Raw genomic sequence first — 24,369 nt, forward strand, 5'->3', positions numbered from 1 at the left:
CGCGGGCGAGTGGGCACCATCGCGAAGAGCCCTGCCTCCGTTCGTTGATCTGTGTCTCGAGAACACCGATCAGCGAAGAGAGGCAGGGCACTTCTTCACTGTCCACTCATTGGGGCCGACTGCCTGACCCCGGTGGATCCAGACTCAGTGGGCGATGACGGGCTCGCCCTCCGACGGGGCCAGAGCCCGGTTCGGAATCAGGAACGCCGCGAGCACCGCACCGACCGCAAAGATCCCGGCACCCCACGCGAGGGTGGCCGTGTAGCTCTCGACCCCGGCCTGTGCGGCGGACAGCGCGCCGGGCTTGTGCGAGGACAGGTAGTCGGTCGCGGCCGACGAGGCAACGGTGGTCAGCAGGGCCGTACTGATCGAACCGCCCACCTGCTGGCTGGTGTTGATCATCGCTGAGGCGACGCCCGCGTCCTCGTGGTGCACGCCCGCGGTCGCACCCTGGAACGCGGTGGTCATCACCGCGCCGATGCCGAGACCCAGCAGGATCATGCCGGGCATGATGTGGGCGACGTAGGTGCTGTCCAGGGCGAGCCGGGTCAGCAGGGTCATGCCGGATGCGGCGACCAGGAAGCCGGCGGCGATCACGGCCTTCGGACCGACCCTGGGCAGCAGCAGCGAAGGCACCGTGGTCGACGAGGCGACGATGCCCGCGACCATGGGCAGGAACGCCAGACCTGCCTGGATCGGCGAGTAACCGATGCTGGCCTCCAGGTAGTAGGTCAGGAACAGGAAGATCGAGAACATCCCCATGCCCAGGACGAACACCGCCAGGAACGAACCACCGCGGGTCCGGTCCAGCAGGAGTCGCAGCGGCAGCAGCGGATGCGCGACCCGGGACTCCAGCCGGACGAACACCGCGAGCAGGACCACGCCGCCGATCAGGAAGCCGAGGGTGACCGGGTCGGTCCAGCTGGTGGATTCGACGTGCGCGAACCCGTAGACGATGGCGAACAGTGCGGCGCTCACCGTGATGGTGCCCGGGACGTCGATCTTGGGCCGCTCGGTGATCTCGGGCTTTGCCAGCAGCAGCAGCGCACCGATCAGCGCGACGGCCGCGAAGATCACGTTCACGTACATCACCCAGCGCCACGACGTCCATTCGGTGAGCATGCCGCCGAGCAGCAGCCCGACCGCGGCGCCCGCACCGGACAGCGCACTGAAGATGCCGAAGGCCTTGGGCCTCTCGGACGGCTGGGTGAAGGTCACACTGAGCAGCGAGAGAGCCGCGGGCGCGAGCAGCGCGGCGAAGACGCCCTGGGCCACACGCGCCCCGACGAGGACGTCGAAGCTGGTGGCCGCGCCGCCGACGACGGAGGCGCCCGCGAAGCCGATCAGGCCGGTCACGAAGGTGGTGCGCCGGCCGAACAGGTCACCCAGCCGGCCGCCGAGCAGCAGCAGGCTGCCGAACGCGAGGGCGTAGCCCGTGATGACCCACTGCCTGCTGCCGTCGCTGAAGCCGAGGTCGTGCTGCGCCGCGGGCAGCGCGATGTTCACGACGGTCGCGTCGAGCGTGACCATGAGCTGCGCCGTGCCCAGGACGACGAGCACCCACCAGCGCACGGCATGCGAGCCGCGGCGGCCCGAGTCTGTCTTCCCGGAGGCGGGAGCCTCGTGGTCGAAGGTGGTACTCACTTTTCCCCTTAGGTGCTGGGCATGGCCGACCGGCCGGAAACCGATCTGTTTCCACATAGATAAACAGATCGGTTTCCGCGGTGCAAGTGGGGGGATCGCTCGCGGGCCGGGAGCGGCCCGGCGGTGCCGCGCCCACGTCGGCCGCCGGGTGGGCTGACTCGCGGGGCGATGGCGGTGCCGCTGTCCCGAGTCGGCATCGGAGTCACGGAGTGCTGTTCGGCTCCTGGCCCTCCACTGAACACGCCCGCAGCGTGGGCCCGTTGCCGTCGGCACCGGGATCGCCGTAGCCATTCTCCGTTGTCGTGTGATTCCCCTTGGGCTGCCGGCCTGAAAGATCTTTTCCCTGCGATTTCCCGCTTGCGATTTCCGTGTCCCGAACTGCCGGACGACCGGGCGGCAGCGCTCCGCCGGACCCTCGTCAGGGTGATCGGAAATCCTCGGCCCGCGCATCGGATCGGGTCACCGGAAGACGCTTTCGAGCAATTTCGGCCGACTACGACGTCGAGACGCGACCGGGCCTCCACGGCGAGATCATCCCTTCACCGGAACCGCACAACCGCACATTGCACAACCGCACAGTGCGCAACCGCAAGGAAAGAAGGGGGGCGGTCCATGTCGATCCCAGCTCTCGAACATGCGATTGACTTCGTGGAGGCGCTCGACGCATGGGCGACGCAGCCGAGCGGCGGTCGAGAGCTGCCGGTGATCGTCCTGTGTGACGAGGAGGGCGGACCGGAGCACGCCAGCGCCTTCGTCCTGGGCTACGCCGGCCGGCTCACGGAGAACCACGACGGGCCCTACCTCGTGCCCCGCGCTGTCGTGGGCCCACCGCCGCCCCCGGAGGAAGGAGCCGTCGGGCCGGGCCCGGCTCCCTCCAGGCCGGACGTCGAACTGCTCGAACTCCTCGCGGCGGACTGGGGGAACACCATGCCGCGGCGCACGGGAACGCTGCGCCTACCCGCGTTCCGGGTGTGCCTGGACGTCCTCGACGTACAGATGCCGACCGCCGGGTCGGCGGAATCAGGAACGGGTGTCTCACGGGACCGGCACCGCGTGATGGCCCACGCTCTGTGGACCGACTGGCAACAGCGCGCTCCGGTCCTCGGCACTGTGGGGCAGGCACTCGCCAGTGCCTCGTTGCCCGGATGGGTGGCGGGTGTCTGGACGGTGGTGCTGTCGTGGCCGCTGCGGGCGTGGCACCGATGGCGGCTCAACCGCCGCATGCGGTGGTACGCCCGACGGGTGACCAGTGCCGGACTGGCGGCACGTGACTTCGTCCAGGCCGCGACCAGGCTGCGCTCCGCGGACGCGGAACAGCAGCGGCTGCTGCGGGTCAGCCTGCTCTCGGAGGCGCTGTTCAGGGATCTCGCCCGGGCGGTCGCGCCGAGCTGGTTCCGGCCCCGGCGACGCCGCAGGCTCTGGCCCTTCGTGTTGCTGGTGCCCGATCTCGAGGGCCCCCAGGCGGCCGCGGTGCAGCAGTTCCTCCAGGTCCACCGCGAACTCGTCGCGCAGGGCATGCGTCCTCCGCTGCTGATTCTCGCGGGGCGACGGGGTGGGCCCGAGGGCATCGGTGCCGACGCCGGTCCGGCGCTCGGCCTGGCAGAGGCTGCCGCTGTGCTGCGGCACCCGGAGGACCGGCCGGCGGGCTCCCCAGGTCCCGGCAGCATCACCGTGCGGATCGAGGACGGACCCGGGCGGCCGGATGTGGCCAGGCATCTGAGGCTCCAGGCCAAGGCCACGCCGCAGGAGGTGGGCCCGGTACGTGCTCATGCGGGGTGGGCCGTGCCGGTCCTGGTGCTGTTGGTCCTGTGCTCCGTGGGATTCGCGTTTCGCGGCCAGGTGGAGACCCTCGGGTCCGCGCCGGACACCGGCGACCGGGCGCGCGCCGCGCAGCCCACCCACGATCCCTGCCCGGGCACCCGGCGCTCGGGCAAGGAAATCGTGGGCGTCGACACCGAGACCAGGGGCTGCTACTTCACGGACGCCGAGGACTCCCTGCTGCACGACCTCCAGAACCGGATCCGCGGTCAGAACGCCGCGGTGGAAGGAGCCCACCGGACGGTGGTCTTCCTGGCGCCCTTGACCGCCGATCCCCAGGCGCGCACCGAACAGCTCGTCCCGGCGGGCGTGCTGCAGCTTCAGGGCGCCGCCGCGGCCCAGAAGACCTGGAACGAGCAGGCCCTCGTCAACCAGGACAAGCCCATGCTCAGGATCCTCGTGGCGAACACCGGATTCGCCTTCGGCCACGGACAGGAGGTCGCGCGGCAGATCAAGGAGCTGGCGGCGAAGGACAGCACCGTGTCCGCGGTGATCGGTATCACCCAGAGCCGTGAGGAATCGGTCGACGCCGTCAACGAACTGGGCGACAGCATGCCCGTGATCGGGGCCTCCGTCACCGGCGACTTCATGGCGGAGGAGGCACGCAACTTCTTCCACACCCAGCCGACCAACGAGCGTATGGCCGAGGTCATGGCGCAGCGCGCGGTGGACCGGGGCAGCCGCAAGGCGCTGATCGTCTACGACCACAAGGACCGCTACAGCCAAGAGCTGCGGGACGACCTCGTCGGGCGGCTCAGGACCGGGCACATCGCCGTCGAGGACCCGTGGTTCGCTCAGGTTCCGGCTCCCCGGCCCGGCAACGGCAGCGCGACCGCTCTGGGGCTCCCGGACCTCGCCGACAAGATCTGCGACCTGCACAAGGAGCACGGCACGGTCTTCTACGCCGCCCGGGGCTCCCAGCTTCCGAAGGTGCTCGCAGAGGTGCAGAACGCCTGCGGAGGGAGCGGCGCCACCAAGTCCTCGCCCGTCGCGGTCGTCGCCTCCGACGTGAACACACTGATCGACTACAAGCCCGTGCCCGAATGGGCGGAGCTGTACAGATACCCCGCGGTGGACCTGTACTACGTGTCCTTCTCCGACAAGCCCGTGCTGCACAGTCCCGAGGGCGGGAGTGACCACTCCACCGGTCAGGACTCCTTCCGCGCGGCCGCCGCGGCCATCCGGCAGGCATTCGCGCAGTCCGGCGGATCGGCCTCGCCGTCGAACGTCCTGCAGGCCCTCCGCAACCACGTCGTCGTCCGGGACAGCATCGCGCCGGACCGGCCGTTCACCCTGCCCCTGGACCAGCGGGCGCGGACGAGCCGGCCGATTTTTCTGTGCCTGGCCCCTCACGATCCGGGTACGGACAGCCATGCGCACTGCGATCCCGGCGACCGCTGAGGATGTGAAGGTCCGGTGACGGCGGACCCGGTCGACAACATGGGCACACGGGTTGGGGGGTGCTCACTCCGAGCCCGACCCGGGAAACGGGGACGACTGTTGACCGTATTCAAACAGCCTTATTCACAACGGCATTGCCGGTTGTATTCCCGCAGTGAAAGGTCACGTCATGCCTTCTGCGCGGTGTAACTTCTACCCGTCAGTAGGGGCTTGAGCAAGGGTGGATATGTGGCTGCCTCTCCGCGGACCGAGAAATTCGCCGCTTACCTTCGCATGCTGAAGGACCGCAGTGGCCGGGGCTACGAGCGCCTCGGCAAGGAGGCGGGCGTCAGCGGTTCCAGTCTGCACCGGTACTGCTCCGGCCTCAGCGTCCCGACGGACTACCGGGTGGTGCACGCCTTCGCCAGGGTGTGCGGCGCCGGCGCGGACGAACTGCGCGAACTGCACCGGCTGTGGGCGTTGGCGGACCACGACCGGGACGCGCCTGCCGCGGTCGTCGAGGACACCCCGCAACGGGTTCCGGACGACTCTGCCGAGCTCGCGCGGACGAGCCCCGGAGCGGACGACATCACCCCTTCGGAGGCCGCCCCCGCCGGGGGCGAGGGGCCGCGCCGGCGCATGCTGTCCCCGCGGTTCGCGGTCATGGCCGCGGCGGTCGCGGTGATGCTGGTGGCCGGCTTCATATGGCTGCCGTTCGGGCGCCCGGCCGGCGCCTCTCCCGCGACCGGCGACGAGCTGCTGTACTCGCCGGCGTGCCAGACGGTGAGCATGGGACAGCACGACGAGTGCGTACGCGAGGTCCAGAACCTGTTGGTGCGGGCCAAGGGCAGACTCGCCGTCGACGGGGACTTCGGGCCGGAGACCCTGCGCAGAGTGACCGCGTTCCAGGTACTGGCGGGGTACACGCCGGGCACGTCCGTGGTGAGCCGCAGGTTGATGTCGTTGCACCGCGAGGACGTGGTGTAGGTGCCGTACTCCTTGGCGGCCGCCTGGTAGTGGTACGTCAGGGTCGTGGCGCCGCCGTAGCAGCTGACGGCGGCGGCCGAGGACTGTGCCGAGGCCGGTGCGACGCCGGCTCCCAGCAGCGCGGCCGCGGTGAACAGGGCCGAGACGAACGCGGTTTTGCGGATCATGGTGGTCTCCGTGGGTGAGGGGGGTCGGAAAGCCGCGACGAGACACGCGTGTGCGCACCGGATGGACATGCGGGCTCTCCGGGGAACGGGCGTGATCAGCGGTTGGCCAGGCGGTCCAGATCGGCCTGGGTGCCGTTGAAGAGGTCCGCGGTGGCGGGGGCCTGGATGCCCGGGAACAGGGCGGCGTCGGTGTACTGCCACATCGCCCAGGTCGCCGAGCCGTTCGGCAGCGGCGGCTGGGTGACCGACTGGCGGTAGTCGGCGAGTTGCAGCGGATAGTGGGCGAACGCGGTGGTCGAGTCCAGGCAGTCGTCCAGGAAGGACTTCTGGGTGTAGATCATCGGCGTACGCCCGAAGGCCGCCTCCACCCGGTCGAGCCAGGCTTTGGCGTCGTCGACCGTGCCGTACGTGGGGCAGCGTCCGGTGCCGTCGTCCATGCGTTCCAGGTCGAGGATCGGCGGCAGATCGCCCGCACGCTGCCCGGTGTAGCCGGTCGCCCGGACGGCGGCGACGAACCGGTCGGCCTGCGCGGCACCCGTGTCGGGCGAGGTGCCCGTGTAGAAGTGGTACGGCGCGACCGCCAGCCCCGCGGCTCTGGCCGCCTCGAGATCGGAGGCGAGGTAGTCGTCGGTGACGTTCGTGCCCCGGGTGGCCTTGACCGTCGCGAACTCGACACCCGAAGCCCGTACGGCCTTCCAGTCGATCGGCGCACCGCCCGGGTGCTGGTACTTGGCCGTGTCCAGGCCGTCGATCGGATATCCCGCGGGGCGCGGCGGTGTGCAGTACGCGTTCCGGCTCGACCAATCCGTCAGCTTCGCCCAGGTGTTGGGGCCTACGACGCCGTCGGCGCTGAGATTGGCGCAGTGCTGGAGTTCGACGACCCGGGACTCGGTGCCGCCCCCGAAGTCACCGTCGATCGTCAGCGGCGGATAGTGGAACGGCTCCATGGCCAGGTTCAGCCGGCACTGCAGCTCCTTGACCTCGGTGCCCTTCACGCCCTTCTGCAGGGTCGGGCGCGTATCGGTGTGCCCGCACACGGTCGACTGTGCCGTACTCGACGTGCCCTGGCTCGCGCAGGTGTGCGGTTGGGCGGCCCAGCTGTTCAGCGCCGCCCAGGTCTGCGGGCCGAGCACGCCGTCCACGGTCAGCCCGGCGCACCGCTGGAACTCCTTCACCCGTGTCTCGGTCGCCGGCCCGAACGAGCCGTCCGCCGCGATCGGGGTGTACCGGCTCGGCTTCGTCGCCAGGTCGAGCTGACACTGAGCCTCGACGGCGGCGTCCCCCGTGGACCCCTGTTGCAGCGTGGGCTGCGCGCTCGTGTGCCCGCAGACCGCGACCGCGGTGACCGCGGACTGTGCCGCCTGTACCACCGCCGGCCCGCACAGGGGCAGGACGGCTGCCACGGCGAGGGTCAGACCCCGCAGAAGCGTCCTTCGTCCCATCTGGTGTTCCCCCTCTGATGAGTGGCCGGGAACCCCCGGCCGGATCATGCTGGCAGCGGCCGTCCTGGAGCAGACCCCCTCACCGCCGCATTGGGACACCGGGACGGTGACAGGCCTGTGACCTGCGAAAAAGGGCTGCTGCTGGGATGTGCGTGGGACGCCGACGGGGAGCGGAGGGAGGGGGAGCGGGAGCGTGACGGGGGGACAGGCCGGGGCAGGCGCGTGGCGGACGCCGGAAGTGGAACCCGCGGTCGGGCTGATGCCGTCGCGGCAGCCCTGTGCGGGCCCTGCGGGCACCAGCCGCCGAGCCGACTACATCCGTGTCGTGCCTTTGTGTCTCTCCTGGGGCGTCAGGCGCCCAGTGCCGCCAGAACCACGGACTTGGCCTCCTCCTGGACCTGGCGCAGATGGTCCGCGCCGAGGAACGACTCGCCGTAGATCTTGTAGACGTCCTCGGTGCCCGAAGGGCGGGCCGCGAACCAGGCGTTGGCGGTGGCGACCTTGATCCCGCCGAGGGCGGCACCGTTGCCGGGGGCCTCGGTGAGCACCTGGGTGACCGGCTCACCGGCCAGGGTGTCGGCGGTGACCTGGCTCGGGGACAGCTTGGCGAGCAGCGCCTTCTCCTCGCGGCTGGCCGGGGCGTCGACGCGCGCGTAGGCGGGGGCGCCGAAGCGGTCGGTGAGCCGCGCGTAGTGCTCCGAGGGGGTCTTGTCGGTGACGGCGGCGATCTCGGAGGCGAGCAGGGCCAGCACGATGCCGTCCTTGTCGGTGGTCCACACCGAGCCGTCGCGGCGCAGGAAGGACGCCCCCGCCGACTCCTCGCCGCCGAAGCCGAGCGTGCCGTCGGACAGACCGTCCACGAACCACTTGAATCCGACGGGGACTTCGACCAGCGGACGGCCGACGTCCGCCGCGACCCGGTCGATCATGCTGGACGACACCAGGGTCTTGCCGATCCCGGCACCCGCAGGCCACTGCTCCCGGTGCGAGAAGAGATACGAGATCGCCACGGCCAGATAGTGGTTGGGGTTCATCAGGCCCGCGTCCGGCGTGACGATGCCGTGCCGGTCGGCGTCGGCGTCGTTGCCGGTGGCGATGTCGAACCGGTCGCGCTGCTCGATGAGCGAGGCCATGGCGTACGGCGAGGAGCAGTCCATACGGATCTTGCCGTCCCAGTCGAGCGTCATGAAGCGCCAGGTGGGATCGGCGAGCGGATTGACCACCGTCAGGTCCAGCCCGTGCTGTTCGGCGATACGGCCCCAGTAGGCGACCGAGGCGCCACCGAGCGGATCGGCGCCGATGCGCACTCCGGCCGACCGGATCGCGTCCAGGTCCAGCACGTTCGGCAGGTCGGCCACGTACGTGCCGAGGAAGTCATGGCGTCCGGTACCGGGTGCGGCCAGCGCGCGGGTGTAGGGGATACGCCGGACGTCCTTCAGACCGCCGGTGATGATCTCGTTGGCGCGGTCCTGGATCCAGGTGGTCGCAGCGGACGCCGCGGGGCCGCCGCTCGGCGGGTTGTACTTGAAGCCGCCGTCGGCGGGCGGGTTGTGCGAGGGGGTGACCACCACACCGTCGGCGAGGCCGGAGGTGCGGTTGCGGTTGTGCGTGAGGATGGCGTGGGAGACGGCCGGGGTGGGCGTGTAGCCATCGGCCTGGTCGATGAGGATGGTCACCTCGTTGGCCGCGAACACCTCGAGCGCCGTGACCCGGGCGGGCTCGGACAGGGCGTGGGTGTCGGCGCCGAGGAAGAGGGGGCCGTCGGTGCCCTGTGCGGCGCGGTACTCACAGATGGCCTGGCTGGTGGCCGCGATGTGGTCCTCGTTGAACGCTGTGGTGAGGGCCGAGCCGCGGTGGCCCGAGGTGCCGAACGCCACCCGCTGCCCCGGTTCCGCCGGGTCGGGGTGCAGTGCGTAGTACGCCGTGACCAGGCGGGCCACATCGATGAGGTCCTCGGGTCCGGCGACCTGTCCTGCGCGCGCGTCCTGCATGTCCCCGCTCCTCCGTCGACCGTTGGGTACGGCCCTCATTCTCCCCTGCCCGGGCCACCGGGACGCGCAGGGGGCGGTCGATATCGCACCGGCTCAGCAGGCGTACGCGCGAAGCCGGAACGCGCCCGGGCCGATGACTGAGGCGAAGCACCCGACGCCCTGGTCCGCACGGCCTGTTCCGTACGCCCCGTGCCCTGCGCTGCGCGGGCAGTGCGCTTGCCGGATGTCCTGCCGTGGCGTGCTGCTGTGTGCGAAGTGAGGGACCGACGGGATGGGGCGGCCGGGTGTCGGACGGGTACGAGGCCATGTTGTACGCCGAGTTGAGGGAGGCGTTCGACGTGTGGTTCGCCGGTCCCGGCGGGCGAGGACCCCCAGGCCCGTGATCCCGCCCACCCGGTCACGCACAGCGCGAACGCGAGCCCCTTGCCTGCGATCGCGCGACGGTGGGCGTGAGGGACTGAGACCGAGTCGTCGTCACCATGGGGCATGAAGGAGCAGGCGCCCGTGCCCCCTGTGACTCCGGCAGTTCCGCGCCCCGCAGACGGACGCGGATCCCAGTGAGGGGAGGGAAGGGCCGCCTCGACCTCCCCAGGTGTGACGGCCCCTCCCCGGCAGGCATCGCACCTGCTACCCGGAGAATCCGCGTTCATACCCGGCCCGTCCTGACTCATTGCAGCTGTTCCCCAGTTTCAGAGCATGCCAAGGCGGCTCGTCGGAGCGGTCGGGCAGGCTCGTCCCCCATGCCGCACGGGAAACGGTGAGGCCTCTTGACGTGGGTCGCTCAGCTGCATAGACAGGACTTCGCGATCAGACCACGCGATCAGACCACGCGGTCATGGCCGCTGACCCGGTTCCCCGTGCGGACACAGCCACGGGAGACTTCGTGACACCAGGAGGGGGCGTGACGTGACGTCGCCCGTGCGCAGTGCGGACGTCGCACGGCTGGCCGGAGTGTCCCGCAAGACGGTCTCCCGGGTGCTCAACAACGAGCCCTACGTCTCCGACCAGGCCCGTCGCCAGGTCCTCGCGGCCGCCGAGGAGCTCGGCTACCGCCTCAACCACGCCGCCAGGGCGCTGGCCTCCGGGCGCAACCGCTCCCTCGGTGTCATCGCTCTGGGAACCGCCGGATACGGAACCGCCTCGCTGCTGGTGCACATCGAGCAGGCCGTACGGGACGCCGGATACGCGCTCCGCGTAATCAACACGCCGGACGGCGAGCCGGAAGGCATCGCGGGCGCTCTTGGATCACTCCTCGAACAGGGCGTGGACGGGGTCATCGTCTCCGAACCCGTGGTGAGAGGAAAGGTCGAGCTCCGCGTGGACGTACCGGTTCTCTTCCTCGGCGCGCCGCCTTCCTTCACCGCCACCCGGACACTGACCGTGAGCGTGGGTGCTCACCAACTGGCCCGGGCGGCCACCGACCACCTGCTGGATCTGGGACACGACACCGTCCACCACCTCGCCGGCCCGCGGAAGTGGTACGCCACCAAGGACCGTATCGAGGGATGGCGGGCGGCACTCGCCGCACGGGACGCGCACGAGCCGCCGCTGCTCAACGGCGACTGGTCGGCCGCGTCCGGATACGCGACAGGGCAGGCACTGGCTTCGGACGGCTCCGTGACCGCGGTGTTCGCCGCGGGCGACGAGATGGCCATCGGCCTCATCCATGCCCTGCGGGAAGCAGGGCGGCGCGTCCCGGAGGACATCAGCGTCGTCGGGTTCGACGGCAACCCGGTCTTCGCCTACGTCTCCCCGCCTCTCACCACCGTGTGTCAGCCGTTCGAGGCCGCCGCCCGCGAAGGGGTCAGGCTGCTCGTGCATGCCGTCGAACATCCCGACGCGGAGCTGCCGCACCCGGCCGAACCTCCGGTGCGGCTCGTCGTCCGCGGCTCGACCGCGCCCCCGTCGCGGCTCCGTAGGGCCTGAGCACCGCGCCTTGTCCCTCGCTGCGGCCGGCCGGAACAGGCGTTCGGCGCGCCCGCTGACCGGCCAGGGCGAAAGAGACACCCGCGAGTGCACTGTGCCGGGCCGTGCATCGATGTCCGGGCGGGCCCCGCATCGGAGGTTAAGGTCACCCGGAGCGCCGTTTCGGGGCGGGTCGGACAGCAAAGGGTGGTGCCACGTGCCGAGTTGGGATCGCAGGCTCACGGCGGCCGGTGTGCGGGACCGCGCCCTGCGCGCGGACTACGCGACCGCCGCCCGGGTCTTCGCCCGCAGGATCCTCGCGCACTACGCCGCCGTACGTCTGCTGGTGGCCCCGGAACTGCACCCGCACGTCGTCGCGGCCTACGCCTTCCTCGCCCGGACCGACGACCTCGCCGACCAGGGGCCGCTGCACGAGCGTCTGCCGCGCTGGCACGCATGGGCCGAACACGTCACCACGGGGCTGGAGTCGGGGCACGCCGACGACCCGGTCCTGCGAGCCTTCCTGCACACCGCGGCCGCACGGCGACTGCCGCACCACTGGGTGCACACCTACCTCAAGGCCACCACCGAGGAACTGCACTTCACCGGCCATGACACCGAAGCCGACTTCCAGCGCTACGTCGACAACCTGGCCCTGCCGGCCCTGATGCTGATCGAGGACCTGCAGTACGAGGGCGGCGGCGACGAGGTCTTCCGGTCCCGTTGCCGGTCGTTCGCCGAAGGACTGCAACGCCTGGACTTCCTGACCGACCTCACTGACGACCTGAACGAGGGGCGCCTCTACCTGCCGCAGGAGGACCTGGACCGCCTCGGTGTCACCCGGGCCGACCTCGAGCAGGGCCAGGACACCCCGGCCGTGCGGGAGTTGGTCGCCCTGACCTGCCGTAGGGTCAGGAAGTCCCTCACCGCTTCGCGGGCCCTGGAGGACTCCACCGCGCCCGGATTCCGGCCGTTGCAGCGTGCCCTGCTGGATCTGGCCGAGCATCAGCTGTCCCGCGTCGAGAGCACCGGCACCTCCGTCACGCGACGGGCGGTGGGTTACGGCGTCCGTGTGCCGCTCGCCGTCCTGCTCCGCGAGAGACGACACGCGAAGGGCGGCTTCCAGGGATGAACTCGCCGTGTCGGACCGGCAATCAGTGGGGCCACCGACAGCCTGTGCACGCCGCCCGACGGCCTGGGCCGGGCCGGGCTGTCCGGCCCGGCCCGGTGGACGCGAGGGTTTGTCAGTGCCGCACCTTCACCTTGCTGATCGCCGCCACCCCGAGCGCCGCGAGTGCGATCTGGATCAGCCACTCGACCCAGTCGACGCCGTTCGTGTCGGCGACATCGAGGCCCGCCGCGATGCCCGTGCCGATGAAGGCGGCGACGATGCCGATCAGGATCGTCCACAGGATGCCGATGTGTTGGCGCCCCGGGATCACGAGTCGGCCAAGGACACCGATCACGATGCCGATGACGATCGCGCTGATGACGCCTGAGATCTCCATGCGGTGTCACCCCATCTGTAGTTGGTGACGCACGGGTGCCCGCCGAAGGGGAGCACACTCCACAGCCTTGGCCATCGCTTTGGTGGATCGGTGCCGTTGAGGGTGTGACCTCGGTCAGTTCCGCGAGTTGCCGAACAGCAGGCGATAGCCGATCAGGAGGACCAGGGAGCCGCCGATCGCCGCGCCCCAGGTGTAGAGGTCGAAGAAGTGACTCTCCACCGGGCGGTCGAAAAAGCGCGCGGAGAGCCAGCCGCCGACGAACGCTCCCGCGACACCGATGAGCGTGGTGCCGATCAGGCCGCCCGGGTCCCGTCCGGGCAGCAGGATCTTGGCGATGGCTCCGGCGAGCAGGCCGAGGATGATCCAGCCGATGATGCCCACGTCGTAGTCCTCCAGTCGGGCCGGGGCCCGGCGGGGTCCGCCGGGCCCCGATGCTTCGGGTTGCCTGATTGCGCAAGCCTAGGGACCGGGATGAGGACGGGCGAGGTGCGGACGGTGGCTGGTGACAAGTCGTCGATGTTCTTTCACACACTTATTACATTGCGCAATCGGTGAACTGGCCGCGCCCTCTCCGGTCTCCCGCCACGGCCCCTACACTGAGACAGCGCACGTGTGTTGACAGTGACCGGGGCGGGGCAGGAGAGGACTGTGGCGACACTCGCAGGTGACCGTGACGATCCGTCCGCCGAGGTGCTGACGGAGGCGGCCGCCGTGTTCGGACTGCTCGCCTCGCCCGCCCGGCTGCACCTCATGTGGGCCCTCTCCCAGGGGGAGAGCGACGTGACCCATCTCGCCGACCGGGTGGGCGGTGCGCTGCCCGCGGTCAGCCAGCACCTGGCGAAGCTGAAGCTCGCCGGGCTCGTGCGCTCCCGTCGTGAGGGCCGTCGGCAGGTCTACTACGTGGACGACCCCGACATCGTGACCGTGGTCCGAGTGATGGTCGGCCAGTTGACGGCGCGTACCGCCCCGGCCGTGCGTGGCACTGCCTCACGCATGCCTTGATTGTTCAGGTGTCCCAAAGGTTGCCGCGTTCCTCCATGAGATCCCTCACTTGTGAAATGCGGCGGGCTCCGTGCTGGCCGGGCCGCGGGTTTGTTAGATTGCGCAACTACGCAACCCAGGTGGGGCTCCTGCTCGGCCTGCCTGTACACCGCCGCGCACGCCCGGCCGCCCACCCCTAGGCCCGGCTGACGAGCCCGACCGTTTGTGGGAGTGGTAGATGAGCGACCGGTGGGACGGCCCCGGCGGTCAGGCCACGCGCAGCCGCACCGGCCAGGTGCCCGGGCAGCGTGAGGGTGAACCCGGCTCAGTGCCTCGGCCCGGGGGCCGTGCCGCGGCGCGTGAGGCGGCCCGCTCGCACGGCGGCAAGCGCTCGCGTCGCCGGGTCCGCCCGGTGTCTCGCGGCAAGCGGATACTGAAGATCGCCGCACTGTCCCTGGCGATCCTCGTGCTGGGCACGGCAGGCGTGGGCTGGTGGTTCTACGAGCACCTCAACGGCAACATCAACAGCGTGGCGCTCGACGGCAAGGGCGGTTCGGAGACGGCCGACGCGTTCGGGCGCACCCCGATCAACATCCTGGTCATGGGCTCGGACGGCCGCACCAGCAAGGCGGACTGCAAGCTGGGCGGCGGCTGTTCCCAGACCGGCGTGCAGACCGGCAACGGCAACGCGGACGTCCAGATGGTGGTGCACATATCCGCCGACCGCTCCAACGCCACCGTCATGAGCATCCCCCGCGACACCATGGTCAACGTCCCGGCCTGCAAGGACACCGAGAACGGCGAGTCCACGCCCGGCTACTACGGCCAGATCAACAGCGCCCTCCAGTACGGTCCCGCCTGCCAGGTGGCCACCATCCACCAGCTCACCGGCATCCCCATCGACCACTTCGTCAAGCTGGACTTCTCCGGCGTGGTCAAGATGTCCGACGCGGTCGGCGGTGTCTCCGTGTGCGTCAACGGCAACGTGTACGACACCTACTCGCACCTGAAGCTGTCCGAGGGCACCCACACCCTCAAGGGGGAGGCGGCCCTGGAGTTCGTCCGCTCCCGGCACGGCTTCGGGGACGGCAGCGACCTCGGTCGTACGATCTCGCAGCACATCTTCCTCGGCGCGATGATCCGCAAGTTCAAGAGCGCGGGCACGCTCACCGACCCCACCGCGGTCTACGACCTCGCCGACGCCGCCACCAAGGCTCTGACCGTGGACGACGGCCTCGGCACCGTCAAGAAGCTGATCGCGCTCGCGGCCGACGTGAACAAGGTCCCCACCAAGCGGATGACCTTCACCACGATGCAGACCGCGCCCGACCCGAACAACAGCAACCGTGTGGTGGTGGGCGGGGGAGCCAAGGACCTCTTCGCCAGCATCGCCGGCGACCAGTCCCTGAGCACCGGCTCCGGCAAGAAGGCCGCGACCGCCTCCGCGAAGGCCACACTGTCGGCGGTGCCCGCCTCCCGGATCGCCGTGACCGTCGAGAACGGTACCGAGATCACGGGCCGCGCCTCCGACATCGCGAGCGCGCTCACCGGTCAGGGTTTCAGCTCCGCCACGAACACGGCCAACGCGCCCAGCCCCGCGGCGACCACCACCCTCACCTACGGCACCGGGCAGAAGGCCGAGGCCCAGACGGCCGCCAAGGCCCTGGGGCTGCCCACCTCGCATCTCGAACAGGGCACCGGTACGGGCCTGACCCTGGTGATCGGCGGCGACTGGACGAGCGGAACCACGTATCCGGGCGGCAGTTCGTCCTCGCCGCCTGCCGACACCCAGGCCGCGGTCTCCGACGCCCACGCCCAGACCGCCGACCAGGCCAAGGACTGCGCCAAGGTCAGCCCCTACAAGACGGTCGCCCTCAACGGGGTCCCCATGACCCCCGCGCAGGCGTACGCGGCGGCGACCGACAAGAAGGACTCCGACGACTGAGGCGGGGGACGGCATCGTGGTTGTACAGTTGCGCAAGCTGGCAACAATGAGCGTAGAGAAGGGACGTGCGGAATGCTCCGCAACGGACTGGAACCCTGGCACCTGCTGATCGTCGTGATCTTCTTCCTCCTGCTGTTCGGCTCGAAGAAGCTGCCCGATGCCGCCCGCGGGCTGGGCAAGTCGATGCGCATCCTCAAGAGCGAGGCCAAGGCCATGAAGGAGGAGGGCAGCGCCCAGTCCGTCGCCGCCCCGGAGCAGGACGCGACCTCGGCCGAGCCCGCGCCGCACGTCACCTCCTCCTGACGTCACCTCCTCCTGAACGCGCCGTGACGGAGTCTCGGCCGACCCGTCGCAGCCCGGCCGGACCGACGGCGTCGGCTGTCGGTGGCGGCCACTAAGCTCCCGCCCATGAGTGAGGCAGACGAAGGTCCCGGCAGACGAGTCGTCGACGGGCGCTTCGAGTTGGAGGCCCGTCTCGGCGGCGGCGGGATGGGCACGGTCTGGCGGGCCAGGGACCTGGTGCTGCACCGGATGGTCGCGGTCAAGGAGGTCCGCCCGCCCGACCGCGACCTCGCCGAGTACGACCCCGAGGGCGCACGGACGCTGCGCGAGCGGGTGCTGCGCGAGGCCCGGGCCCTGGCCCGGATCGACCACCCCAACGTCGTCACCGTCCACCACATAGTCGACGGCGGCGAGGGCACCTACCCGTGGATCGTCATGGAGTTGGTCGGCGGCGGCTCGCTCGCCGACCGGCTGGCGCAGGGACCGATGCCGCCGGTCGAGGCGGCCCGGATCGGCCGGGGAGTGCTGGCCGCACTGACCGCCGCGCACGACGCCGACATCCAGCACCGGGACGTCAAGCCCGCCAATGTCCTGCTGAGGTCCGACGGCCGCCCCGTGCTCACCGACTTCGGCATCGCCGCGATCCGTGAGACGACCAGCCTCACCGTCACCGGCTCCATGATCGGCACGCCCGACTTCATGGCACCGGAGCGGATCTCGGGCCACGAGGGCGGCGCCGCCTCCGACCTGTGGTCGCTGGCGATGATGCTGTACACCGCGGTGGAGGGCCACCATCCGCTGCGCCGGGGCAACACCCTGGCCACCCTCGCCGCCGTCCTCAGCGAGGACGTGCCACCGCCGGTGCGTGCCGGTGCCCTGGGCGACGTCCTGATGAGCGTGCTCGTACGGGATCCGGCGGCGCGGCCGTCGTCCGCCGTGCTGGACCGGAGGCTGGCCGAGGTCGAGTCCGGGCAGGTCGGTCCGGTGACCGCCTGGCACCAGCCGACCGCCTACCCGTTGAGCCCGCCGCCCGGAGCCACAGCCCCTACGTATTCGGGAAATCGGGGGCATCAGGGGTATCCGGGGGCCTTCGCCTCGCCGACCGTTCCCGTCCACGCCGGACCCGGCACTCCCGCTCCCTCGGATGCGGCCGCCCCCGGCGGCTTCGGGCCGCCGGTATACCCCGGTCCCGGCGGCGCCATGGCCCAGCCGGTGACGTCGCCCGTGCGAGCGGGCCGAAAGCGCCGAGCCGGTCCGAGTGTCCTGCTCGGCGTGTCGGGGATCGCAGGCGCCCTGGTCCTCACGTGGTGGCTGCTGCCCCTCGGAAACGGCTCGGGCGGCTCGGGCGGCGTCGCGGACCCCGGCGCCTCGTCCGTCACGTCGGCCCCGAAGACGACCGGCTCACCGGCCGCCGCCCCGGCCGCCCGGCAGTCGCAGGACACGACGACCGCCGGCCTGCTCACCCCGGCCGGTATCCGCACCGCCATCGCCGCGATCGAGAAGGAGACGGGCCGAAGCAGGTTCGGCGACTTCACCGCCTACGACGACTTCGTGTCGGTCGAGTTGATGGTCAAGGGCAGCGACAGCAAGTACGACACCTACACCTACCGCCGCGGGCAGGGCGTGGAGAAGGGCATCATCAAGGGCTCCCTCGCCGGCGGCAACAAGCCCTTCGGCCTCGGCGGCTTCGACTGGGACAGGCTTCCCGCCCTCTTCGCGCAGGCCCGGAAGAAGCTCAACGTCGACGATCCGAACACCCGTTACGTGGTGGTGAGACCGCCCAACGACGTGTTCGACACCCCTCTCGGTATGGGCGTGTACCTGAGCAACGAGTACAGCCAGTCCGGCTACCTGGACGCGAGTCCCCAGGGCAAGGTGACTCGCGTCATGCCCGCTGACAACTGACGGCCCACCGCTGAACGCGCCTGCCCGCGTACCCCCCTGTCAGCCGGAGGACGTGGCGGCGGCGCGGTCCCCGGTCAGACGCAGTGTCACCAGGGCCGCCGTCCCCGCCAGGACGCCGAAGGTGAGGGCGGCGGGAACGTCCGCGCCGAGACTCGAGAACAGGTGCACAGGACCCCACACGGAACCGGAGTCGTCGACCGCCATGTGCAGTAGTTGGCTCGCCAGCAGTCCCAGGACGATCGCGCACATCGCGCCCACCGCCATGGCCGGCACCGTGGTCCGGGTGAGCAGCCCGGGCAGCAGCCGCAGCGACCACCACACCACGGCCAGCATGAGCACGTCGGCGGCCCGGTACAGCAGCCAGTCGCCGAGCGGAGCGGTCGTCGGACCCGCCCAGCCGCCGAGCAGCAGCCACTCGCGCAGCAGGTCGCCAGGCTCGGACAGCAGCCCTCCACCGACGAACGAGGTCTGGATCCAGGCCGCCACCGACCCGTAGGAGAGGACCACCAGCGACAGCGCGACGATGGCCGTTCCCACGCTCGCGGCCAGTCGGGCCGCGCGAGGCGGCACGTCCACCCGGGGCAGCGGGTCCTCGCCCTTGGCGGTGATGCGTGCCACGAGCACCGTGACCAGCGAGGTCACCAGGGCCGCGAACACCATGACCGGCCCACTCGACGCGATCACCCCCGCGAGCTGCGGCAGGATCCGGTAACTGCCGTGTCCCCGGGACGCGATCAGCCACGGCGCGGAGAGCGTCACGGCCAGCGTTCCGGCCACCGGGCCCCAGGCCCACAGCGCGAGAAAAGTGGCCGGGGTGCGGCCTCGCGTCGGCGGAATCCTGCGGACCAGAAGCAGCGCGCCGGCCACGAAGAACCCGAAGACCGCCACGAACCTGATCTGCATCGCGGTCCCGTACAGCTCCGTGTACTGCGTGCCCCCACTCGTGACCCCGTCCGCGGACGCGGTCGAGGAGTCGTACGACCAGGGCGCGAGCCACCTCTGCAGTTCGCTCACGGACTCGATGTTCAACACGCTTGTGCTGCCGCGCAGTTGAAGCGCCTGCGCGCTCGCCCCCGCCCACCACAGCAACAGTGTGAGCAGCAGACCTCCGACCAGTGCCGGTATCACCGCGCGCCGATATGCCATGTGCCTTCCCCCGCCTGGAGCCCTGATCCACGAGCTATTCGAACAGCCGAAGAATAAGGCAGGCGATCAGGCCCGGCTCGCGCCGTCTGGTGCATCCGAACCGTCGGTTCGGTCTCACCGTTCGACGAAGAAGGCGAGGTGGTCCGGGGCCGGGCGCAGCAGGCCGTCGCGGACCGCGAGGGCGGTGGCCTCCGCGCGGGAGGCGGCACCGGTCTTGCGGAGCAGGTGCTCGATGTGGCTGTGCACGGTCCGTGGAGAGAGGAACAACGCCTGCGCTATGGCCTGGTTGGTCTGTCCCGTCGCCGCCCGGGTGAGCACTTCCAGTTCCCGGGGACTGAGGCCGTACGGCAGTTCGGTGGGCGTCTCGTGCACCAGCACCGCGTCCGCGGTGAGGGCCGCGTCAGGCCGGTGCCGATGGAGAGTGACGCGGTACCAGACACCGTCGACCGGCCACAACAGCCGCAGCCGGTGACCACCGGTACCGGCGAAGGCACGCAACAGGCCCTGGAATTCCACGTCCCCCAGCACCCGGACGCGGTCACGGCCGGGAAGGCCGATCGCGCCGCCGGCGGTCACCAGGTCCGCCGCGCCGTGTTCCGGCAGACCGTGCGCATCACCGGCCCGTGCCACGGGGTCGGCGAGCGCGGCGAGGGCCGGGATGACGGAGGCGAGCAGCCGGCGTGCCTCGATGTCGTAGGCGTCGGCGCCCTCCGTGCTCAGATGCACCAGGCCGACGAGCCGGTCGTGGTGCCGCAGTGCTCCGGTGACCCCGTCGCGGAAGCCGGCCGGGCGGACCCGCTCGGCATAGAACCAGCCCTGGCGGAAACGGGGGCCGAGTTCCGCCGGATCCTCGATGTCCTCGGAGATGGACGGCGGCAACTCCTGCCCCACGACGTTGCGATACCACGGAGTGGTGCGGAACTCGGCGGCCAGCGCCTGGGAGATCTCGGCGGTGTAGCCGATGCCCGCGACCTGGACATGCGCTCCGGTGAGCGGCTCGATCGCGAGCAGGGTCGCGGCATCGAGCGGCAGGGCGCGGGCGAGCTCGCGCAGCGCCTCGTCACAGGCGGACGCGGTGTCGCGTTCGCGGGTCAGCATGCCGATACGGGTGGCCGCCGCGATCTGGTGGTGGCTGAGCATGCGAGCCTCCCGGGGAGCGGCTCAGAGACGCGGAATGTCGTTTGGGGCCCAACGATGCATGGGGCCCCACGATAGGGACGCGGGCCGCGCCGGGCAAGACGTACACCGCTTGCCGGGGCGGTTTCAGAGGCACGACGGATGCGCGGCTCTCACCGAGTCGGTATTTGTACGGATGGTGGCGCGGGGCGACCAAGGCTTTCCTGTTCGGCACAGCCGGACGCCCGCCGTCAGCGGGCCCGCCCCTCGGAGAGCCCCGCCATGACGACACACCGGTCCGCCAGCGTGCCCACCGCATCGCGCAGACAGTTCCTCGCCTACTCAGGCGCCGCCGTGGCCGCCACCGCGCTCACCGCGGCCGGCTGCTCCGCGCCGGCGAGCTCGTCGGCCTCGACCCGGCCCTCGGCTTCGCCGGGCACCCATCTGACCAGGATCGGTCTGGACTACCCGTTCACCCAACTCCCCCTGTACACCACGCTCGTCAAGCTCTCCACCGCCGCCGCGAAGAAGCCCGGCATCTCCCTGCTGACCACCAACGACGCGGCGAACGCCGACACCCAGGCCAGCAACCTCAACACCTGGGTCGCCCGCAAGGTCCCCGCGATCGTGTCGTTCCCCATGGTCTTCGAGGCCACCGAGGCGATCGCCAAGGCCGCGCTGGACGCGGGCCTGATCTGGGTGACCTACGGCGGCTCGCTGGAGCACCAGAGCGCCGACATCCAGTTCAGCTTCCGCGAGGGCGGCACCCTGCTCGGCACGGCGGCGGCCAAGTGGGCCGAGCAACAGCTCGGCGGCAAGGGCAAGATCGCCTTCCTCACCGACAGCACCATCGAGCTGGGCCGCGAACGCACCAAAGGCATGATCGACGCCTTCACCAAGCTCGCGCCCGGGGTGGACGTGGTCGCCCGGGAGCAGGCCATCGACCCCGACACCGGGCTGGCCAAGACCAACGCGATCCTCGCCAAGCACCCGGACCTCAACCTCGTACTCGGTGTCACGGACGCCGCCGCTTACGGCGGGTTCAAGGCGCTCCAGCAGGCGGGCCGCAAGAAGGACGACGCGAAGACCTTCGTCGGCGGACAGGACGGTGCCGTCCCCTCCCTGCTCGCCATCAAGCAGGGCACCTTCTACCGGGCCTCCGCCGCCCTGGCGCCGCACGACATCGCGAACGCCGTCGTCGACGTACCGGTGGCCGTCGCCGCGGGCAAGGCCGACCCCGGCGTGCAGGTACCCATCTCCCTCGTCGGCCCGGACGACACCGCGGCCATCACCGACCTGCTCGCCCAGAACGCCTAGGGGACGGCCATGACACCGGTGAACCTGCGCATCCGCTCGCTGAGCAAGTCCTTCGGCGGAGTGCGGGCCCTGGACGGCGTGGACCTGACCGTGCCGATGGGACAGGTCCACGCCTTGCTCGGCCACAACGGTGCCGGCAAGTCCACCCTCATCAAATGCCTCGGGGGTGCCTACCCGCCGGACGCGGGCACCATCGAGGTCGGCGGGACCTCGTACACCCGGCTGAGCCCACGGGAGTCGATCGACGCGGGCGTGGCGATCATCTTCCAGACGCTGAGCGTGGTCGACGCGCTCACGGTGACGGAGAACATCTTCCTCGGCCAGGAGTGGACCCGCTACGGCCGCATCGACCGACGCGCCCAGGAGAAGGTCGCCGCAGGGCTCCTTGAGCGGGTCGCGGCGACCTGCTCACCGCGCGACCGGGTGGCTGATCTCCCGATGGGACAACGGCAGTTGGTGGAGATCGCCAAGGCACTCAGCCGCAGCGCCGCCGTTCTCGTCCTGGACGAGCCGACCGCCGCCCTGTCCACCGCCGAGAGCGACGCGCTGGCCGAACGCGTCGAGGACCTGCGTACCCAGGGGCTGGCCATCGTCTACGTCACCCATCTGCTGTCGGAGGTCGAGCGTCTCGCGGACGCGGTGACCGTGTTGCGGGACGGGCGGGTGACCCATCAGTCGGTGGGGTCGGGACAGACGCGGCGCGACCTGGTCGAGGCGATCGCGGGCCGGCCGCCTCGACGAGCCTCTGCGAGTGCGGCGGGCGGGACCCGGGCAGTCGGTGAAACCCTGGCGTCGACGGGCGCGGGAGCCGAGCCCTCGGAGCACATGGGTGCGGGTGACGACACCCCGGTGGCCGCGGTGTCCGCGCGTCCGGTCGGCGAGGCGCGACTGACCGTCGATGGCCTGTACGGCCCCGGGTTCGGGCCGGTGAGCCTTGCCGTCGGACAGGGCGAACGCGTCGGTCTCTTCGGGCTCATCGGGTCCGGGCGTACGCGGATCCTCGAGAGCCTGTACGGCGGGCGCCGTGCCGCCGGTGGCACGGTCCGCGTCGGCCGCCGGATCGTCGCCCCGACCCGGCCCGCCGACGCGCTCGCCGCCGGGATCGCACTGGTTCCGGCCGACCGGCGCCGCCAGGGGCTGTTCCCGGTGCTCAGTGCGCAGGACAACGCGCTGCTGCCCTCCGTACGGCCCCTCGCCCGGGCCGGGATACGGGCCCTGGGCGAGGAACGCCGGGTGTTCGGGACGCTCGCCGAGGCGGTGGGGCTGCGGCCGGCCCGTCCCCGGATGCCCGCCTCCGCGTTCTCCGGAGGCAACCAGCAGAAACTCGTGCTCGGCCGGTGGATCAACGAGGCCCGGCACGTGGACGTCCTGCTGCTGGACGAGCCGACGCAGGGTGTCGACGTGGGGGCCAGGGCGGAGATCTACGAGGTGGTGTCCGCGCTGGCGGCCGACCGGGGCACGGCCGTGCTGTTCGCGTCGAGCGATCCCGAGGAGGTCGTCACCCTCGCGGACCGCTGCCTGATCGTCGCCGCGGGCCGGATCGTCGGGGAGCTGTCCGGCGCCCAACTCACGGAAGAGGCCCTGCTGTCGGCGGTCCATGACGCGGGTCCGGGTCCCGGGGAGGCCTCCACAGCCCACGCCGGTGCCGGCGCGGACGCGGACGTGGGTACCGATGCCTCCCCGCCCCCGGACGGCCCCGCCCACAGTGTTGCTCCCACCCTCACCGCACCCGCCGAAGGAACCGTATGACCACCGCGGACTCCGTCCTCACCCGTCCCCGTCTGCTGGCCTCGGGCGGACTGACCACCCTGCGACGCCAACCACTGCTCGCCGTGCTCACGGCCATGGTGCTGGCCTTCCAACTGTCCACGGGCAGCTTCCTCGACCCGGCGAACCTGCGCGGTATCGCCACCGACGCCGCCACCCTGGCCATCGTCGCCGTGCCGTCGGCGCTGCTGGTCATCAGCGGCTACCTCGACCTGTCGGTCGGCTCCACGCTCGCCCTGGGCGGGCTCGTGGCGGGGTGGCTGGCCGGGCAGGGGCAGTCCCCGGTCATCGCCGTCGTGGGCGCACTGGCCGCGGGAGCGGTGGTGGGCGCGGTGAACGGCGTCCTGTGCTGCTACTTCGGGCTGTCGGCTTTCATCGTCACGCTCGGCATGCTCACCGCCGTACGCGGGTTGGCCCAGCAGCTCTTCCCGCTGCCGCTCAGCGGTTTCGGGACCGGATTCGCCTGGCTCGGCGGGGCCCGGATCGCGGGCCTGGCCGCACCGGTCGTCGTCGCCGCGCTGGTGCTGGTGGCCGGGGCGCTGTTCCTCGCGTTCGCTCCGGCGGGGCGACACGTCTTCGCCATCGGCGTCAACCGGGAGGCCGCCCACCTCTCCGGCGTCGACGTCCGCCGCACCCCCTTCGTGCTGTTCGTGATCACCGGCGTGGCGGCGGCTCTGGCCGGGGCGATCAAGGCGTCGGTGCTGGACAGCGTCGTCGCCGGGACCTCGGGCACCGGCTTCGAACTGGCCGTGCTCACCGCCGTTCTGGTGGGCGGGGTCGCGCTCACCGGAGGTTCCGGCTCGATCCTCGGCGTCCTGCTCGGCGTGCTGTTCCTGGGCTGTCTCCAGAACGGCCTGACACTGCTGGACGTGCCCACGTTCTGGCAGCAGATCGCCCAGGGCAGCGCCCTCGTGGCGGGCGCGGCACTGGCGTACTTCGCGCCTCGCGCCGCACGCTGACCGATCCCCTGTCCCCACCGGTGGTACGGCGGCCGATCCCGTATCCCCACCGGTGGCACGCCGGCCGGCCCCCTTCCCCGTTCGGCGGCCGGCCGGCCCCGTACCCCTT

General features: G+C 70.9%; 18 protein-coding genes. 11 read left to right on the plus strand and 7 right to left on the minus strand.

Annotation, left to right across the window (positions count from 1 at the left end):
- Positions 1–144 precede the first annotated feature (144 nt).
- Positions 145–1,644 (minus strand): MFS transporter, encoded by a 1,500-nt coding sequence (locus ACFYRX_RS20200; RefSeq protein ID WP_389101392.1) that lies wholly within the window; start codon positions 1,642–1,644, stop codon positions 145–147.
- A 612-nt stretch (positions 1,645–2,256) separates the two neighbouring features.
- Between ACFYRX_RS20200 and ACFYRX_RS20205 the strand changes: the two genes are divergently transcribed.
- Both ACFYRX_RS20205 and ACFYRX_RS20210 read left to right on the plus strand, forming a co-directional pair.
- Entirely contained in the window at positions 2,257–4,863 is a 2,607-nt protein-coding gene (locus ACFYRX_RS20205) for an ABC transporter substrate-binding protein (RefSeq protein ID WP_389101394.1), read from the plus strand.
- A 228-nt stretch (positions 4,864–5,091) separates the two neighbouring features.
- Complete coding sequence (locus tag ACFYRX_RS20210; protein ID WP_389101396.1) at positions 5,092–5,829, plus strand: helix-turn-helix domain-containing protein; 738 nt, start codon at positions 5,092–5,094, stop codon at positions 5,827–5,829.
- Between the two features lie 262 nt (positions 5,830–6,091).
- Here the strand turns inward: ACFYRX_RS20210 and ACFYRX_RS20215 are convergent, their stop codons facing one another.
- Positions 6,092–7,438 (minus strand): GH25 family lysozyme, encoded by a 1,347-nt coding sequence (locus tag ACFYRX_RS20215; protein ID WP_389101398.1) that lies wholly within the window; start codon positions 7,436–7,438, stop codon positions 6,092–6,094.
- Positions 7,439–7,788: 350 nt separating this feature from the next.
- Positions 7,789–9,429: a phosphoglucomutase (alpha-D-glucose-1,6-bisphosphate-dependent) gene (gene pgm, locus ACFYRX_RS20220; RefSeq protein WP_389101400.1), complete on the minus strand. Its 1,641-nt coding sequence runs from the start codon at positions 9,427–9,429 to the stop codon at positions 7,789–7,791.
- Between the two features lie 906 nt (positions 9,430–10,335).
- Between pgm and ACFYRX_RS20225 the strand changes: the two genes are divergently transcribed.
- Complete coding sequence (locus ACFYRX_RS20225) at positions 10,336–11,355, plus strand: LacI family DNA-binding transcriptional regulator (RefSeq protein ID WP_389101402.1); 1,020 nt, start codon at positions 10,336–10,338, stop codon at positions 11,353–11,355.
- Positions 11,356–11,551: 196 nt separating this feature from the next.
- Entirely contained in the window at positions 11,552–12,466 is a 915-nt protein-coding gene (locus tag ACFYRX_RS20230; RefSeq protein ID WP_389101404.1) for a squalene/phytoene synthase family protein, read from the plus strand.
- A gap of 112 nt (positions 12,467–12,578) precedes the next feature.
- Here ACFYRX_RS20230 and ACFYRX_RS20235 read toward each other — a convergent pair whose 3' ends face one another.
- Positions 12,579–12,842 carry a GlsB/YeaQ/YmgE family stress response membrane protein gene (locus ACFYRX_RS20235; RefSeq protein ID WP_389101406.1) on the minus strand — a complete coding sequence of 88 codons (264 nt, stop codon included), beginning with the start codon at positions 12,840–12,842 and terminating at the stop codon, positions 12,579–12,581.
- Positions 12,843–12,956: 114 nt separating this feature from the next.
- Positions 12,957–13,223, minus strand: coding sequence for a GlsB/YeaQ/YmgE family stress response membrane protein (locus tag ACFYRX_RS20240; RefSeq protein ID WP_389101408.1), 267 nt, complete (start codon positions 13,221–13,223; stop codon positions 12,957–12,959).
- Between the two features lie 267 nt (positions 13,224–13,490).
- On the opposite strand from ACFYRX_RS20240, the gene ACFYRX_RS20245 reads away from it, so the two are divergent.
- The 4 genes from ACFYRX_RS20245 to ACFYRX_RS20260 all read left to right on the plus strand — a co-directional run bounded on the left by ACFYRX_RS20245 (position 13,491) and on the right by ACFYRX_RS20260 (position 17,955).
- Positions 13,491–13,844 carry an ArsR/SmtB family transcription factor gene (locus ACFYRX_RS20245; protein ID WP_389101410.1) on the plus strand — a complete coding sequence of 118 codons (354 nt, stop codon included), beginning with the start codon at positions 13,491–13,493 and terminating at the stop codon, positions 13,842–13,844.
- A gap of 217 nt (positions 13,845–14,061) precedes the next feature.
- A complete protein-coding gene (locus ACFYRX_RS20250) occupies positions 14,062–15,768 on the plus strand; it encodes an LCP family protein (protein WP_389101411.1) in 1,707 nt (568 codons plus the stop codon).
- A 72-nt stretch (positions 15,769–15,840) separates the two neighbouring features.
- Positions 15,841–16,071, plus strand: coding sequence for a Sec-independent protein translocase subunit TatA (gene tatA / locus ACFYRX_RS20255; protein WP_389101413.1), 231 nt, complete (start codon positions 15,841–15,843; stop codon positions 16,069–16,071).
- Between the two features lie 105 nt (positions 16,072–16,176).
- On the plus strand, positions 16,177–17,955 hold the full coding sequence (locus ACFYRX_RS20260) for a protein kinase (RefSeq protein ID WP_389101415.1): 1,779 nt from the start codon (positions 16,177–16,179) through the stop codon (positions 17,953–17,955).
- A 39-nt stretch (positions 17,956–17,994) separates the two neighbouring features.
- Here the strand turns inward: ACFYRX_RS20260 and ACFYRX_RS20265 are convergent, their stop codons facing one another.
- Both ACFYRX_RS20265 and ACFYRX_RS20270 read right to left on the minus strand, forming a co-directional pair.
- Positions 17,995–19,101, minus strand: a complete 1,107-nt coding sequence (locus ACFYRX_RS20265) for a hypothetical protein (protein WP_389101417.1) — start codon at positions 19,099–19,101, stop codon at positions 17,995–17,997.
- 114 nt (positions 19,102–19,215) lie between these two features.
- Positions 19,216–20,241 carry a response regulator transcription factor gene (locus ACFYRX_RS20270; RefSeq protein WP_389101419.1) on the minus strand — a complete coding sequence of 342 codons (1,026 nt, stop codon included), beginning with the start codon at positions 20,239–20,241 and terminating at the stop codon, positions 19,216–19,218.
- 258 nt (positions 20,242–20,499) lie between these two features.
- Here ACFYRX_RS20270 and ACFYRX_RS20275 point away from each other — a divergent pair, with 258 nt between their 5' ends.
- Genes ACFYRX_RS20275 through ACFYRX_RS20285 form a run of 3 tightly spaced genes read left to right on the plus strand, consistent with a single transcriptional unit; the run spans position 20,500 to position 24,260 of the window.
- The gene (locus ACFYRX_RS20275; protein ID WP_389101420.1) at positions 20,500–21,534 is read left to right on the plus strand and encodes a sugar ABC transporter substrate-binding protein; all 1,035 of its coding nucleotides are present in this window, start codon (positions 20,500–20,502) and stop codon (positions 21,532–21,534) included.
- A 9-nt stretch (positions 21,535–21,543) separates the two neighbouring features.
- The gene (locus ACFYRX_RS20280; protein ID WP_389101422.1) at positions 21,544–23,283 is read left to right on the plus strand and encodes a sugar ABC transporter ATP-binding protein; all 1,740 of its coding nucleotides are present in this window, start codon (positions 21,544–21,546) and stop codon (positions 23,281–23,283) included.
- Positions 23,280–24,260 carry an ABC transporter permease gene (locus tag ACFYRX_RS20285; RefSeq protein WP_389101424.1) on the plus strand — a complete coding sequence of 327 codons (981 nt, stop codon included), beginning with the start codon at positions 23,280–23,282 and terminating at the stop codon, positions 24,258–24,260. Before ACFYRX_RS20280 ends, ACFYRX_RS20285 begins: the two co-directional genes overlap by 4 nt.
- Positions 24,261–24,369 lie beyond the last annotated feature (109 nt).

Origin of the sequence: Streptomyces sp. NPDC005374, from assembly GCF_042872225.1 — a bacterium.
Taxonomy (GTDB): Bacteria; Actinomycetota; Actinomycetes; order Streptomycetales; family Streptomycetaceae; genus Streptomyces.

Bases quoted from the DNA above. Each gene is read 5' to 3' on its own strand.
- ACFYRX_RS20205 (WP_389101394.1), top strand. From the start codon at position 2,257: ATGTCGATCCCAGCTCTCGAACATGCGATTGACTTCGTGGAGGCGCTC.
- ACFYRX_RS20215 (WP_389101398.1), bottom strand. From the start codon at position 7,438: ATGGGACGAAGGACGCTTCTGCGGGGTCTGACCCTCGCCGTGGCAGCC.
- pgm (WP_389101400.1), bottom strand. From the start codon at position 9,429: ATGCAGGACGCGCGCGCAGGACAGGTCGCCGGACCCGAGGACCTCATC.
- ACFYRX_RS20235 (WP_389101406.1), bottom strand. From the start codon at position 12,842: ATGGAGATCTCAGGCGTCATCAGCGCGATCGTCATCGGCATCGTGATC.
- ACFYRX_RS20250 (WP_389101411.1), top strand. From the start codon at position 14,062: ATGAGCGACCGGTGGGACGGCCCCGGCGGTCAGGCCACGCGCAGCCGC.
- tatA (WP_389101413.1), top strand. From the start codon at position 15,841: ATGCTCCGCAACGGACTGGAACCCTGGCACCTGCTGATCGTCGTGATC.
- ACFYRX_RS20260 (WP_389101415.1), top strand. From the start codon at position 16,177: ATGAGTGAGGCAGACGAAGGTCCCGGCAGACGAGTCGTCGACGGGCGC.
- ACFYRX_RS20265 (WP_389101417.1), bottom strand. From the start codon at position 19,101: ATGGCATATCGGCGCGCGGTGATACCGGCACTGGTCGGAGGTCTGCTG.
- ACFYRX_RS20270 (WP_389101419.1), bottom strand. From the start codon at position 20,241: ATGCTCAGCCACCACCAGATCGCGGCGGCCACCCGTATCGGCATGCTG.
- ACFYRX_RS20275 (WP_389101420.1), top strand. From the start codon at position 20,500: ATGACGACACACCGGTCCGCCAGCGTGCCCACCGCATCGCGCAGACAG.
- ACFYRX_RS20280 (WP_389101422.1), top strand. From the start codon at position 21,544: ATGACACCGGTGAACCTGCGCATCCGCTCGCTGAGCAAGTCCTTCGGC.
- ACFYRX_RS20285 (WP_389101424.1), top strand. From the start codon at position 23,280: ATGACCACCGCGGACTCCGTCCTCACCCGTCCCCGTCTGCTGGCCTCG.